The sequence below is a fragment of the Clostridium sp. HGF2 genome (assembly GCF_964240115.1).
Taxonomy (GTDB): domain Bacteria; phylum Bacillota_I; class Bacilli_A; order Erysipelotrichales; family Erysipelotrichaceae; genus Clostridium_AQ; species Clostridium_AQ innocuum.
In genome coordinates this window covers 148259-162164 of the sequence record NZ_CAXSSO010000001.1, presented here as the reverse complement: position 1 = coordinate 162164, position 13906 = coordinate 148259, and the positions used below count along the sequence as shown (strand labels likewise).

Sequence of the window (13906 nt, the reverse complement as noted above, 5' to 3'; positions counted from 1 at the left end):
TCTACCCTTCGCCTATAGATATAGAGGGGTGAAAAAATAAGAAGACGGTGTGTTTCATTCTTTTTCATAAATAAATGTTAAACAGTATGCTGCATGTGATATCCTTATAATGCGAGGTGAGTATATGAAAAAGGGTTATAGAAATAAGATAACGGATGTTAAAGGTGTCCGTGTCGGACATAAAACAATAGCGGCGGGTAACGTACAGACCGGTGTTACGGTAATCCTGCCGACAGAGGGTGATATTTTTCGTGAGAAGCTGACAGCTTCATGCCATGTGATCAATGGCTTTGGAAAGACCGGCGGATTGATACAGCTGGAGGAGCTTGGTGTACTGGAAAGTCCGATCGCATTGACAAATACGCTGTGTGTGGGGACTGTTCAGCAGGCATTGGTGCGCTATATGCTGCAGGATCATCCGGAAATCGGTACGACGAGCGGCACTGTGAATGTAGTGGTTGGGGAATGCAATGACGGATATCTGAATGATATACGGGCATGCAGCATTCAGGAGTCAAATGTATATGAGGCGATTGCGGATGCAGGGAAGGATTTTGCACTTGGGGCTGTGGGAGCAGGTCGCGGTATGAGTTGCTTCGAAATGAAGGGAGGTATCGGTTCCGCGTCAAGAGTGCTGGAATTAAATGGAGAAGAATATACGGTGGGGCTTCTCGTCTTATCTAATTTCGGATTAAAGAATGATTATATCAAGGAAAACGTATCCTTTCATGATTCTGTGAAGGAACAGGTGGAGCAGGGCAGTATTATAATAATCCTGGCAACAGATATACCTATGTCAGATAGACAGCTGAAGCGTGTATGCAAACGTATGCCGGTGGCACTCGCCCGCCTTGGTTCACATCTAGGAAATGGCAGTGGCGATATTGCGATTGCCTTTTCCACAGCAAATAAAATTCCTCATTCCGCTGATTGCTCATTTATATCGCAAACTATTCTTCATGAGCAGCAGATTGACAAGGTTTTCCGTGCTGGCATCGAAGCCTGTGAGGAAGCGATACAAAGCTCTCTGGACGCTGCGGAAACGGTAGTCGGAAGAGAGGGCCATTGCAGGTATAGCTTACAGGATACTGTAGCAGAAATGAAGAAAGGATAAGACTGTTAGTAAACAGTATCAAGAATGAGAAAGGGTGATGCTTGAAATTGCTTCACCCTTTTTGACTATGCATCTGCTATTGACATTTTGATGTACTTTTGCAGTTCTGAATCACAGCAATAGATATAGCACCCCTTCATCCCTCTTGTCATCAACGTGTAATACGTATTCAGTATAATCTGTCGTTCAATATGTTTTGCCTTCTCCGGATTTTCACGATACAGCTTTTTCAGCCCCTTTACAGAAGAATCCGTTTTCGCTCTTTGCCTGTAGTCAGTCACAAGCTCATTGTTTTCATAGCGAAGATCTTCACCAATAATAACTCCTACATAATCAAATTCAAGCCCCTGTGCAGTATGAATGCACCCTACTTGATGAACAGATCCCTGACTTATTGCATATGGATCACCAGCATCCAGATTCCAGCTCATTTTGAAATCACCAATTACAATGTCATCGTGATTCGGATCACTTCTACCGGCTTTTTCCCACTCCCAGCAGTATCCCGCCAATATTCTGGCTTTCCCTGATTCATCATTTTTTTCACAAATCATAGCTCTTAATTCATTTGGATCATCAATGACACGAAAATCAAAGCTGATATCCTTGAAATTGAAATTTGCTGTTTCTTCCAGCTGCAGCATATTTCTTATCCAGGCAAGATATCCATCCGATCCGTTACAGCGAAACTGTGAATGTAATTCATATTGTATAACCTCTGCATTTTGTAGCTGTGCCTGTTTCTGAAACTCGGAGATACTTCCAAAATCACGAAAATGAACACGCTGATAGGGATCGATAAAGAAAACGGTAAAGAGTGATGAACTTATCAGCTCCTGTATCTGGTTTTCACCTTTTTGAAACATACCTGATTTTTCTCGTAATCTATGCGCTTCATCCACAATCAAAAAATCATAATCATTTGGTTGCTGCTGATAAAATTTATCCGGTGCAGCGAACAGTGATTTGATTTTGTTTTTCTTCATTTTACCAGCAAGTCTATCTATATACACGTTGCGTGGAGCCGCATTCTTTGTTATATATTGTCCAAACATGTCTTCCTTCAGCAGATTCACCATCGCATTTACAGCAATCACGGACTTCCCTGTTCCTGAGCCGCCTTTTGCAATCATTACCCGTTTCCTTTTATCCTTTTGACACAATTTAGCCATATAAAGGATTTCTTCATAGACCACTTTCTGTGTATCTAGCATTGTAAATTCCTGATTACCATCCAGCATAGAAGAAATGCAGTCCTGAAGGCTCTTGGAGGGTCGAATTCTGCCATTCTCTATTAGAAACAGCACCTCCTTACGATCCCCTTGTTTTAAATGCTTTTTGATAAATTCCCGCAGTCTAGGAATTTCTCCCTGTGTGAATAATGGTGATTTCTCAATACATGTATTATAAATTGGATTTATGATATTTTGCTCTTTCTTTAAATCATAGTTATGCAGATATGCACAAGGGTACAGCTGTATGTCTTTTTTCCCTACTTCTTCGATATAATCATTCATATGCTGTACATAGGACCAGGCCTGATAACAGGGATGTACAACACGATGCACTCCTTTTCCCAGCGCTGTCATTACCTCGGTATTTATCAAATCCTCGCGGTTGAATACCGTTTCCACACGCTCCCATTGCTTTAGCTCGATGATAATAGCACTTGCCTTCCCATCATGATTATATCCGGACATAATAAAATCCACACGCTTGTTTGTTTTTGGAATATTATATTCAATAGCTACTCCGCAGGTATCCGGTATAGTAGGGTCATTCAATACCTTGTACATATATTGAAGTGAATTTTTCCACGAGGTTACTTCTTTTTTACTCGTATGGATGTGCATACGCTCATAAAGCTTTTCCTCTAAAAGATGAGGTATTTTATCAAGGTCCATATCCATTTTGAAATCATATTTTGTCCCTTCGTATATTAACATATTTAATTACCTCCATAAGTACAGGCTATTTTACCATTCTCTTACATTATACCTTAGTTATCAATTTATTCAATGAAACATTGATATTGACACGCCTTCATGTAAGCGCTATTATGGAATAGACAGGGGTGGGAGCATGAACATATTGGCACATATAAATAGCAATCAGGAAATGCAGTCATTACAGGAGCACAGCGAACATACCTTTACAGCGATTAAAGAATATGCAGCTGCAAGAGGTCTGACAAATTGCATGAAGCTGACTGCTTTTTTGCATGATTGCGGCAAGGCTTCCAAGGAATTTCAGAAGTACATAACAAAAGTAGCAATGGAAAATATATTTCTTCCCAAGGTTAATCATTCTTCAGCCGGCGCGCAGATTCTGCTTGAGGTGTGCAGATCTTACAGTGATATGAGTGAGTGTCTGGTAAAACTCATGTTAGCAAATGCAATTGTTTCTCATCATGGGTTATGTGATTTCATAAATGTGCATGGTGATAATGCCTTGCGCAGCCGGTGTTATCCGGAAAAAGCATTGGATATGGAACACATTACCGCCTTTATGAATGACTTTATTTCCACAGAGGAATTGGAAAATCTTTTCCGTGCAGCGCATAAGGAACTTTCGGTCTATCTTGCAAATTTCATGAAGCAAAAAACGGCTCAAGATGCGAAGGATTATTATTTTTATATTGGAGCTTTACAACGACTTCTTATGTCTTTACTAATTCATGGAGATCGTGAAGATACTCGCAATTTCATGGAACACACACAAACAATCGTTTATACAGAAGATACTATATGGCAAGCAGCAACAGATAAGCTTGAGAGTCATTTAGCTGAGATAACTGCAAATTCCTCTTTCAATCCAATCAATGAATTGCGCGCCAGTATCTCTGATCAGTGTAAAGCATTTAGCAGCCATTCTCCTGGTATTTATCGTCTGTCCTGTCCAACTGGCTCAGGTAAAACACTCGCATCACTTCGTTATGCTCTGCATCATGCGAAAAAATACCATAAGAAGCATATCATTTATGTTGCACCCTTTAAGACCATATTAGAACAAAATGCGGAAGTGATGAAGCAATTTTTCAGTAATGATCTTGTATTAGAACACCATTCCAATATTATTCCATCTCAATATACAGATTATGATTACTATAGTTCTTCATGGAATAAGCCTGTAATTTTAACGACAGCTGTTCGCCTTTTTGACGTAATGTTTAAAGATCGGACGACTGATGTGCGCAGGTTTCATCAGTTGGCTGATTCTGTACTCATTATAGATGAAGCTCAGAAAATACCAGTCCAAACGATATCGATGTTTAATGAAATGATGAATTTTCTTGCTTATAATTGCAATACTACCGTGGTATTATGTACGGCAACACAGCCATTATTGGAAACTACCACCTATCCTATAAAGTTGGCTTCAGAATCTGAAATTGTAAAGCAGGTAGAGGAAATGCAGGAACAATTTAAGCGTGTCCATATAGAAGATGCCTGTCGCAGGGGCGGCTATTCAATGGCTGATTTATCGGATTTTATATTTCAAAAGCTGCAGCCCGGCTGCAGTATGCTGGTGATTGTCAATACAAAAGCAGAGGCACTAAATTTATATCGAGCTTGTGAGCAGCATCATGAGATAGACAGGCTTTATCTATATCATTTATCCACTAGCATGTGTCCGGAGCATCGCCATCTTACATTGGAGGATTTAAAAGAGCATATGGAACAAAAAGATACTGTGTTGTGTATAGCGACTAATCTGATCGAAGCAGGAGTCGATATAGATTGTGATGTTGTCATACGTTCCCTATGCGGACTTGATAGTATTCTTCAGGCTGCTGGCAGATGCAATAGAAATGGTAAAAATTCAGAGTTAGGGACTGTCTATCTCATCAATTCCAATGAAGAACATATCGAAAAACTTAAGGATGTAAGAAAAGGACAGAATGAAACAGATATTTTATTATCACAACTACATGCTTCCAAAGAGGGAAACCGTGTGGATGAGCTTTTAACACTCCCCTTCATACGTCAGTATTATGATTCCTATTTGTTTGATCGCAGACAGGATACGGAATATTCAACAAAGATTGAGAATCGTAAAGTTTCCTTATTTGATCTATTTTCGCGAATAGGGAGTAAAAATGAATCTGATGATCTTGCTCATCCTTGTCTGGGGCACGCATTAAAGAGTGCGGGAGAAAAATTTGAAATGATTGATTCTCAGAGTATTGGTGTTTTGGTTCCGTACAAAGATGGCGAGAAATTGATTAATCAGCTGAATAGTTCCATTAGCAATGCAGAAAAGTATGCACTGCTTGATAAGACACAGCGCTTTATGGTGAATGTTTATGAACACAAGTATAAGGAGCTGGAGAAGGAAGATATGATTTATAAGCTTGAGTTTAACGGCATGCTGGTTTTGAGGGATGGGTTTTATAATAAGGATACAGGGTTGGAGGTTAGGAAGGAGTTGGAGGATATGTTTGTGTAAATAGAAAAAAGGCATTTAGCCTTTCCCTTAAACATCAATTCATAAATACGCAAATAAATTTAGATCCACAGTTTTAACTGACGTACTTATTATATGGTCAATAATTTAATAAGTCAAAGAAAATATAATAAATAACTGCACATTTATGAAAACACGAAGCACCTTTTAAATTTTATTACAATAAAATTTACATCTTCTTATTTGCGTATATAAAGCTGAAAGGATATAAGATCTACGATATCTAGTATTCAAAGAGTTTTATTCGAAGTTAGGAGGTGTGAACCGTAATCCATGAAAAAACTTTATAAAATGAGAGATGAAGATGATGCCTATGTGTTGCTACATAAAGGTTTTATGAATATAACCTTAAGGATTATAAATTGCTTAGTCATTGCACTCATCTATGTGCTCTTCAAATTGATTTAGATTTTAAATACAATATGATGTTTTTCAAACATCATATTGTATTTATAATAAATTCATTAGAAAGAAGGTGAAAAAATGCAAAAGAAAAACGAAATCACATTTAGCGTAAAAAGTAAATATGCTCTTTTTTCAGATCCTCTCAATCGTGTATCTGGGGAGAAGTTTTCTTATCAAATCCCAACATATGAAGCATTAAAGGGAGTTGTTAAAAGTATTTACTTTAAGCCAACAATCAGCTGGATTATTGATGAAGTTCGCATTATGAATGAGATTCAATTCACAACACAAGGTATACGACCAATCAATTACCACGGAGGCAATACTCTCTCCTACTACACCTATTTAACAGATGTTGAATATCAGGTAAAAGCACACTTTGAATGGAATCTCCACCATGAAGAATTAGAACAAGATCGCAATGAGAATAAGCATTGGTTAATCGCAAAGCGCATGGTAAATCGTGGTGGACGCAGGGATGTATTTCTTGGTACACGTGAATGTCAAGCGTATGTAGAACCATGTGAATTTGGTGAAGGAAAAGGTTTTTATGATGACCATACCATAATACCATTCAGCACTATGGTACATGGATTTATCTACCCTGATGAATGGGTTTGTGAAGAAGAAAAAGATAAGTTGATTGCGACTTTTTGGACACCGGTTATGAAGAAAGGTATTATTACATTCATTCGTCCTGAACAATGTGCAATCAGGCGTATTGTAGGGACCGGTGATATCAAGAGATTTGAAAAAGATATTAATTTTAAGAGTGTTGATCAAGAGGAAGGAGGTGAATTGCATGAGTTGGGCGAGTAAATTACTAGAAACCTATGATATATGTCAGAGTGAAGTAGGTGAGGAAAGTGAAACAGGGATGTTATTACCGCTAAGCCATCTTACTACAAAAGCACAGATCGAAGTTGTTTTGGACGAAAATGGAAAGTTTATCCATGCAATAGAAATTCCTAATGATGATGCTGTCACTGTCATTCCTGTGACTGAGGATTCAGCGAGTAGATCAAGCGGTATTACGCCTCATCCTTTACACGATAAGCTAATTTATATCTCAAAAGATTATGCAGAATATACTGGCAAACGAAATGATCCGCATGTTCTTGCACATCAAAACCTTTTAAGGCAATGGGTTGATTCTTCTTACACACACACAAGTCTTGTGCCAATCTATCAATATCTCGAACAAGGAACACTGCTTTTTGACTTGATCTCCTGCGATATCTTAAAATTGGATGGAGAACAATTGGATAAGAAATATAAAATCCAGAAAACAGTTGTTCAAACAGAAGCTTTTGTCCGCTTTAAAATCAGAGGTAAACAAAAACGAATTGTTGAACCATGGTGTGACAAAATGTTATTCGATGCCTACCACAATTTCTATACCAGTCAACATACCGACGAGGATCTCTGCTATATAACTGGTAAAATGATGTATTGCACAGAAAAACATCCCGCTAAACTTCGTCAAGGAAAAGATAAAGCTAAGTTAATTTCTACTAATGATGCAAACGGTTTTACATATCGCGGCAGATTCGTTTCTAAAAAAGAAGCGATTTCCATCGGATATGAAACATCTCAGAAAATTCATAATGCTTTGCGATGGTTGATACAAAAACAGGCATATAAGCAAAATGGACAAACGATTTTGGTATGGAATGCACACTGTGATAACATTATGACGGCATTCGCATTAGACGAAAGCTTATTTCCTGCTTTACCGGACAAAGTAGATACAGAAGAAGATTACGCACAACGTGTAAATAAAGCAATTGACGGTTATAGGAAGAATATCAGCGATCATAATGATAACATCGTCATCATGGCGATGGATGCTGCTACGATTGGTAGATTTTCAATAACCTACTATCAGGAAATAGATGCTTCTACATACTACAAACATCTACAGAACTGGTTTACATATTGTAGCTGGCCTCAATACTCAAAAGCTGATTATATGAGCGATGTAATGACCCCAATTCCCAGAGAAATCATTTCTTGTGCATATGGGACATTACGTGGTGCATTCTTTGAAGTAGATGATCAGTTGATGACGCTGCAGATGGGACGCTTACTGCCATGTATTTCTGAAGGGAAACCCATTCCGGATGATTTTATCATTCGACTTAACAATCAGATAAAGACCATGTCAACGAATACGAAGTATAACTGGAATAAATGTATCGGTATACTGTGTGCAGTATTCAAAAAATACTGTTACGATAGAGAAGGAGTGAATTGGAGTGTGAATATTATGGAAAACAAAAAATTAGCTAAATCAAATATCCCCTATTTATTAGGAAGAATTCTTGCAATATATGATGCAATTGAACAATATGCTTTAAACATTCAAAAGGAAGATCGTCCAACAAATGCAATGCGTTTATACGCACCATTTCAAGAGCATCCGTTTGTAACGCTTACTACGATTGATAAAAAAATCAGACCTTATGTTGAGAAACTAGGGAGAAAATGTGATTATCTTCTTTCAATGAAACAGGACTTAATGGAAGAGTTATATACAGAAATGGATATAGAAGCTGTAGAACACATCCAAAACTTAAATGCATATTTTGTCATTGGTTTTGATTGTCAGAGAAATGAAATCAAACGAATCAATACTGAAAGAAAAGAAAAAAATAAACAAAAGGAGGAGTCTAAATTATGACAACATTCACAAACAAAGTAGATTTCGCAGTTATTTTCACAGTTAACAAAGCTAACCCGAATGGTGATCCACTTTCTGGCAATCAACCTAGAATTGATTTTAAGGGATTTGGAGAAGTATCTGACGTATGCATGAAACGGAAAATTAGAAACCGTCTGCAGGATATGGGAGAAAATATCTTCGTCCAATCTGATGAAAGAAGCAATGATGGATTCAAGAGCTTAAGTGAACGTGCTTCCAATAATAAGGAATTAAAAGCGGTTTTAAAGGATCGTGAAGCTTATGCTTCAGCTGCCTGTAAACAATGGACTGATGTCAGAGCATTTGGGCAGGTCTTCGCATTTAAAGCGAATAATGTTTCTGTAGGTGTAAGAGGTCCTGTTTCTATAAGAACTGCAGAAAGTATCAATCCAGTTGTAACAACCGATATGCAGATAACAAAGAGTGTAAATAGTGAGCCATCCGAAAAGCGTTCCTCTGACACTATGGGAATGAAGCACCGTGTTGATTTTGGTTTATATGTATGTAAAGGAAGCATCAATCACCAGCTGGCAGAAAAAACAGGCTTCAGTGAAGAGGATGCTGAGAAAATCAAAGAAGCTTTATGTTCCCTGTTCATGAACGATGCATCCAGTGCTAGACCGGAAGGAAGCATGGAAGTTTGTAAGGTATATTGGTGGAAGCATAATTGTTTAGCAGGACAATACAGTTCAGCTAAAGTACACAATTCTTTAAAGGTTGAGGTAAAAAATGATGTGGATACGCCAAATTGCTTTGAAGATTTCACAATCACGTTATCTCCATTAGAAGGTCTAGAACCAGAAATTTATGATGGAATATAGTGAAGACGAATTTTTAATGCTTTCAGGTATACAACATTTTGCGTTTTGCCGCCGTCAATGGGCACTCATACATATTGAACAACAGTGGGCAGAGAATTACCGTACGATAGATGGTCAGATTTTTCATGAGAATGCACATAATGGTGCATTCTCTGAAACAAGAAATGGAATACTCATTCGTAGAGGACTCTCTGTATTTTCAAGGACTATGGGTATTAGTGGTAATTGTGATATTGTAGAATTTCATCCATCAGAAGAAGGCATTTCTATTTCAAAAGATTCTAAGCGCTATCTCCCTGTTCCTATTGAATATAAAAGAGGAGAGCCTAAACAATATCAAGCTGATGACTTACAGTTATGTGCACAGGCAATGTGTTTAGAAGAAATGCTTTTGTGTAAGATTGAAAAGGGCTGTCTATTTTATGGAGAAACAAGACGAAGAACTGAAGTGTTATTTTCTTCTGACATGCGCAGTACAGTCAAAGCATTTTGTGAAGAAATGCATAAACTGTATTTAAAGCAATATACTCCTAAAGTAAAAATATCTAAAAAATGCAATGCATGTTCTTTAAAAGATATCTGTCTTCCTAAACTGAATCAAAATCCTTCTGTTGATAAATACTTTGATAAATATTTAGGAGATAAAGGTATATGAAAAAACTTTTGAACACATTGTATATAACAACACCTAGGACTTATTTATCATTGGATGGTGAAAACATTATCGCCACAAAAGAAGATAAATCTGTGTCGAGGTTTCCCTTACATAACATTGAAGGGATTGTTGGATTTGGTTTTACAGGCGTAAGTCCTGCTCTTATGGGTAAATGTGCAGATATGGGAATATCGTTAACATTTATGACGATGCATGGAAGATTTCTTGCTAGAGTTGTTGGAGAGGAACGTGGAAACGTCCTGTTGCGGAAAGAACAATTCAGAATATCTGAATCAAGCGACAAACGTCTTGCATATGCAAAAAACATGATAACAGCAAAGCTAATCAATTCCAGAAATATATTACTTCGTGCCAAACGAGATTATGGTATGAGAATAGATGTTGAAAAAATCAAAACAGCAGCTGAAGCGATCAGATTATCTGCACATGAAGCTAGAAAAGCGGATTCTGCAGACTCTTTAAGAGGAATCGAAGGCAATGCAGCAAATTGTTACTTCCATGTATTTGATGATTTAGTTCTCCAACAGAAAAATGATTTCTATTTTCATGGTAGAAATAAACGACCTCCGTTAGATAATGTTAATGCTCTTCTTTCCTTTACCTATACACTTTTAGCAAAGGATGTCACATCAGCGCTTGAATCTGTTGGTTTAGATCCGTATGTTGGATTTTTACATATTGATCTTCCTGGACGCACCTCTTTAGCATTAGATTTAATGGAAGAATTACGCTCAATCCTGGCTGATCGTTTTGTTTTATCACTTATAAATATGAATATAGTAACTGCTGATGGATTTACAAAAACCGATAGTGGCGCTGTTTATATGGATGATATGACTAGAAAAGCGGTTCTGTCTTCATGGCAAAAGAAAAAACAGGAAACGATAAAGCATCCATTCCTTGATCAAAAGATAGAGTGGGGTTTGGTTCCTTACGTTCAGGCGCTGTTACTTGCTAGAACAATTCGTGGTGATTTACCTGAATATCCACCGTTTTTATGGAAGTAATGAGAAATGCTTGTTATAATAACTTATGATGTCAACACTCAAAACAGCGCAGGTAAAAAAAGATTAAGGAACGTTGCTAAAGTATGTGTGAATTATGGTCAAAGGGTTCAAAATTCAGTTTTTGAATGTGTTATGGATCAAGCGAAATGCAGAGAGGTTAAACACAAGCTTACTGGATTAATTGATAAAGAACATGATAGTTTAAGATTTTACTATTTAGGTAACAATTACAAAAATAAAGTAGAACATATAGGAGTTAAGCCTAGCTTCAATGTTGAAGAAGATGTATTGTTTATATGAATTATTTTGCGCGAACCGTAAGCTCACATGAAACCCTTGGGAGGTTCGCGCCTTAAAATTGCGTTTTATCGCATTTTGTAACAGCTTTTTCATTTTCATAACATTCAATAGTTATGAAAAGAAATGATTTTGTTACAAACGTCTTAAAAAGCAATGATTTTCACTGTCTAGCCTCCCTGAGGCTAGTGGATTTAAATTGAAGATTTTAATTGCGATGTAAAGAAAGACCGACGGTCTAGCCTCCCTGAGGCTAGTGGATTTAAATTACTTTTAGCAATCGTACAGATACCTGAATAATCTGAGTCTAGCCTCCCTGAGGCTAGACATTTTAAGCTTAGACAAAAAAGCACAGCACTCCTTCTAATGCTGTATTTTATAAAATCCTACTTATTCTTCATATATGGTATGACTTTAGTAAATCATTGAAACCTCCAAAAAACCTTTATTTATCGTACTTTCGCAAGTTTCAAAAAGTATATTCCATTGAATTTATCGTTTTCACGGAAAATTTAGTCTTTTATATATGCCTATCTGTGAGGTGTAGTGTACCTTATGTAATTGTATCGGATTATGAGTAATCCAACGAGGAAATGATAGAAGTGAGACACTCTACATAAAGTTCCATCAATTCCTGTTTTGCAAGTGAATCAGCGTTACTGCAAATTTATTAGCCATTTAAATCTGGATATTTTATTCTATAACGCATACAGTGATGAAGTATATGAAGGTTACATAAAAATATGTACAGAAAAAGAATATATTGATGTGTGTCTTCCTTTTTAAGTGCTTAAAAACTTAATGAGTGCAAAGCAGCATAAAGCTCCAATTGTACTTAATAATGTTCCTATTAAGTACTTTTCTTGAAAATGATTTTTATTATTATTGATATCCTTATATCTAACTAAAGTTTTTGCAGCAATAATAAAACCTATGGTAGAAATAGAATCAAAGATACATAATAAAAAAATTATAATTCTCTCTAAATATCCTATATACGTACCAATTTTTAACTCATGATTACTTTTCTCTTCTTTGAAGATAACTTTAAAGGCCAATGAAATCAATACGCCAGTTGGTTTCACTAATATTAATATCGCTAAAATTGATATTAAAGCCATATTGGATAATATGATTGTTAAATTCATATATGACGAACATAAATAAATAATGAATATATGTATAAACTGGTCACTGCAAAATATTAAGCACTCTTTTTCTTTGTATTTATTTTTCAGTTTAACAGAGCAAACATCGATTAACAGATGAGATAATGTGATTATTATCAATAAGGATACATTTATTTTAAAATAGATAAAAAGTAAAACAAAAGGTATTGAATAAATAATTGAATGTATCAGCATAAAAGTGTTTAAGTTTTCTTTATTCTTTGCTACTTCATCACTTTGCAAATAAAAATCTCCAACAACATGGAAAATAATAAATAATAACATATTATGCATTATCAAGCTCCTCAATCAGCCAACAAGCAACAGAAAAATCAATTTTTCTATTTTCATCTATATTTCCTAAGCGAATATGTTTATCAATATTTTGACGTGTAGTTCCTAATATTTCTGAAATCATTGTAGACATTCCCTTCTTCCATGTATTTTCCACTAACATATTACTATCCTCTAAAAGTTTGCGTAATGGCATAAAATTTACTTGACCAATATCATTTGAAATAACTATGTTGTTTTTCAATTCTCCCTTAGGAGAACTTCCGATTCTTGCATAACTCAAAGACTGCACAGGTACTATATTAGCTTTCATCTCTAATATAAAATTTAATTGGTCTTTAAATTCAATGTACGAAACCATAATGTTTTCATCAAAAATTGGATATAATAATTCGGCAATTAATTTAACATTTTGTACATTCACCGATTGTTGTCTTTGAAGCAGCTGTGACGAGTATAACATTGCATTCAAATATTTATCCTTTTTTTTTTTCGTATTTATTCTAATTCCAAAACTATTTTTACCAGAAAAACTTTCTATAGCATATCTAGCATTATGATATACTTCACCGTCTAATTCGGATGATTTCCAATTTTCATTATCAAATGCTAATTCTCCATATCCAATTCCTGCCCTAATTTTTACTGGATAACAAATCATCATGCAAAACCGAACACATAAATACGCTGCCAATGGTTCATAAAACAAGCCTTGAATTTCATCCCCTGCACTAAACATTAATGGTTTCTTTAAAGATTTATAAAATATTTTATTCAAGTACACAATAATACATTTCATAAATTCTTGGATTTCATTACGATTTTTATATTTCCTAGAATCAACTATGTCGATCATAATAGAACAATACTTTTTATTTGACAATGTCTTCACCTCTTAAATCAAGTATATAGTAAATAGAAAAACAACGCAACCCAAATAGGTTGCGTTATT

The 13906-nt window shown here is 35.9% G+C and carries 11 protein-coding genes; 8 read left to right on the top strand and 3 right to left on the bottom strand.

What is annotated here, in order from left to right:
* Nucleotides 1–124 precede the first annotated feature (124 nt).
* Nucleotides 125–1114: a P1 family peptidase gene (locus ACESPQ_RS00735; RefSeq protein WP_002606241.1), complete on the top strand. Its 990-nt coding sequence runs from the start codon at nt 125–127 to the stop codon at nt 1112–1114.
* Between the two features lie 65 nt (nt 1115–1179).
* Here the strand turns inward: ACESPQ_RS00735 and ACESPQ_RS00730 are convergent, their stop codons facing one another.
* Complete coding sequence (locus ACESPQ_RS00730) at nt 1180–3060, bottom strand: DNA/RNA helicase domain-containing protein (RefSeq protein WP_373143772.1); 1881 nt, start codon at nt 3058–3060, stop codon at nt 1180–1182.
* A gap of 136 nt (nt 3061–3196) precedes the next feature.
* Between ACESPQ_RS00730 and cas3 the strand changes: the two genes are divergently transcribed.
* From cas3 to cas2, 7 genes are all read left to right on the top strand, one after another.
* Nucleotides 3197–5563 carry a CRISPR-associated helicase Cas3' gene (cas3, locus tag ACESPQ_RS00725; protein ID WP_373143771.1) on the top strand — a complete coding sequence of 789 codons (2367 nt, stop codon included), beginning with the start codon at nt 3197–3199 and terminating at the stop codon, nt 5561–5563.
* 501 nt (nt 5564–6064) lie between these two features.
* Nucleotides 6065–6805 (top strand): type I-C CRISPR-associated protein Cas5c, encoded by a 741-nt coding sequence (gene cas5c / locus ACESPQ_RS00720; protein ID WP_002606244.1) that lies wholly within the window; start codon nt 6065–6067, stop codon nt 6803–6805.
* Complete coding sequence (gene cas8c / locus ACESPQ_RS00715; RefSeq protein WP_109769883.1) at nt 6789–8669, top strand: type I-C CRISPR-associated protein Cas8c/Csd1; 1881 nt, start codon at nt 6789–6791, stop codon at nt 8667–8669. The genes cas5c and cas8c overlap by 17 nt, the downstream gene beginning before the upstream one ends.
* Nucleotides 8666–9511 (top strand): type I-C CRISPR-associated protein Cas7/Csd2, encoded by an 846-nt coding sequence (gene cas7c, locus ACESPQ_RS00710; protein WP_002606246.1) that lies wholly within the window; start codon nt 8666–8668, stop codon nt 9509–9511. The genes cas8c and cas7c overlap by 4 nt, the downstream gene beginning before the upstream one ends.
* Nucleotides 9498–10166, top strand: coding sequence for a CRISPR-associated protein Cas4 (gene cas4, locus ACESPQ_RS00705; protein ID WP_081615982.1), 669 nt, complete (start codon nt 9498–9500; stop codon nt 10164–10166). The genes cas7c and cas4 overlap by 14 nt, the downstream gene beginning before the upstream one ends.
* The gene (gene cas1c, locus ACESPQ_RS00700; protein WP_257334178.1) at nt 10163–11194 is read left to right on the top strand and encodes a type I-C CRISPR-associated endonuclease Cas1c; all 1032 of its coding nucleotides are present in this window, start codon (nt 10163–10165) and stop codon (nt 11192–11194) included. Before cas4 ends, cas1c begins: the two co-directional genes overlap by 4 nt.
* Before the next feature lie 6 nt (nt 11195–11200).
* Nucleotides 11201–11494, top strand: coding sequence for a CRISPR-associated endonuclease Cas2 (cas2, locus tag ACESPQ_RS00695; protein ID WP_002606249.1), 294 nt, complete (start codon nt 11201–11203; stop codon nt 11492–11494).
* A 779-nt stretch (nt 11495–12273) separates the two neighbouring features.
* Here the strand turns inward: cas2 and ACESPQ_RS00690 are convergent.
* Both ACESPQ_RS00690 and ACESPQ_RS00685 read right to left on the bottom strand, forming a co-directional pair.
* Nucleotides 12274–12954 (bottom strand): DUF3307 domain-containing protein, encoded by a 681-nt coding sequence (locus ACESPQ_RS00690; RefSeq protein WP_008728643.1) that lies wholly within the window; start codon nt 12952–12954, stop codon nt 12274–12276.
* Entirely contained in the window at nt 12947–13846 is a 900-nt protein-coding gene (locus ACESPQ_RS00685; RefSeq protein WP_373143770.1) for a SatD family protein, read from the bottom strand. The genes ACESPQ_RS00690 and ACESPQ_RS00685 overlap by 8 nt, the downstream gene beginning before the upstream one ends.
* Between the last annotated feature and the right edge of the window lie 60 nt (nt 13847–13906).

Coding starts and splice junctions, on each gene's coding strand:
- ACESPQ_RS00735 (WP_002606241.1), top strand. CDS start 125: ATGAAAAAGGGTTATAGAAATAAGATAACGGATGTTAAAGGTGTCCGT.
- ACESPQ_RS00730 (WP_373143772.1), bottom strand. CDS start 3,060: ATGTTAATATACGAAGGGACAAAATATGATTTCAAAATGGATATGGAC.
- cas3 (WP_373143771.1), top strand. CDS start 3,197: ATGAACATATTGGCACATATAAATAGCAATCAGGAAATGCAGTCATTA.
- cas5c (WP_002606244.1), top strand. CDS start 6,065: ATGCAAAAGAAAAACGAAATCACATTTAGCGTAAAAAGTAAATATGCT.
- cas8c (WP_109769883.1), top strand. CDS start 6,789: ATGAGTTGGGCGAGTAAATTACTAGAAACCTATGATATATGTCAGAGT.
- cas7c (WP_002606246.1), top strand. CDS start 8,666: ATGACAACATTCACAAACAAAGTAGATTTCGCAGTTATTTTCACAGTT.
- cas4 (WP_081615982.1), top strand. CDS start 9,498: ATGATGGAATATAGTGAAGACGAATTTTTAATGCTTTCAGGTATACAA.
- cas1c (WP_257334178.1), top strand. CDS start 10,163: ATGAAAAAACTTTTGAACACATTGTATATAACAACACCTAGGACTTAT.
- cas2 (WP_002606249.1), top strand. CDS start 11,201: ATGCTTGTTATAATAACTTATGATGTCAACACTCAAAACAGCGCAGGT.
- ACESPQ_RS00690 (WP_008728643.1), bottom strand. CDS start 12,954: ATGCATAATATGTTATTATTTATTATTTTCCATGTTGTTGGAGATTTT.